An 833-nucleotide genomic window follows, 5' to 3' on the forward strand; every position below is an offset into this window, starting at 1 on the left:
GCTGGGGTTTCGTATTAGAAGCCTGACGATGACCTACTCTCACATGGGACCTCCCACACTACCATCGGCGATGAACCGTTTCACTTCTGAGTTCGGGATGGGATCAGGTGGTTCCAGTTCTCTATGGTCGTCAGGCAAAACTCTGGTTGAAGTAACTTACTGTCGTTACACCAACACTTAATTCTGCTGTTGTCTTTAACATTTGGAAGCAATAGTAGTCGCTTATGATTCATATCTTCATTATTCGTCGATTGTTCGATTGGTTGCCTATACACCCAGCCTTCTTTCGAAGACGCTTTGGCGTTATATAGTCAAGCCTCACGGGCAATTAGTACAGGTTAGCTCAACGCCTCACAACGCTTACACACCCTGCCTATCAACCTCATAGTCTTTAAGGGCCCTTTAGGATTCTCAAGGAATCAGGGAAAACTTATCTTGAAGGGGGCTTCCCGCTTAGATGCTTTCAGCGGTTATCCTGTCCGAACATAGCTACCGGGCAATGCGTCTGGCGACACAACCCGAACACCAGAGGTTCGTCCACTCCGGTCCTCTCGTACTAGGAGCAGCTCTTCTCAATTTTCCAACGTCCACGGCAGATAGGGACCGAACTGTCTCACGACGTTCTAAACCCAGCTCGCGTACCACTTTAAATGGCGAACAGCCATACCCTTGGGACCGGCTTCAGCCCCAGGATGTGATGAGCCGACATCGAGGTGCCAAACACCGCCGTCGATGTGAACTCTTGGGCGGTATCAGCCTGTTATCCCCGGAGTACCTTTTATCCGTTGAGCGATGGCCCTTCCATACAGAACCACCGGATCACTATGACCTAC

The 833-nt window shown here is 50.2% G+C and carries 2 rRNA genes; both read right to left on the bottom strand.

What is annotated here, in order from left to right:
• Positions 1-20: 20 nt before the first annotated feature.
• A 5S ribosomal RNA gene (rrf, locus tag A3762_RS07105) occupies positions 21-135 on the bottom strand.
• Between the two features lie 172 nt (positions 136-307).
• Positions 308-833: ribosomal RNA gene (locus tag A3762_RS07110) — 23S ribosomal RNA — on the bottom strand; the annotation flags it as partial.

The sequence above is a fragment of the Oleiphilus sp. HI0125 genome (assembly GCF_001635355.1).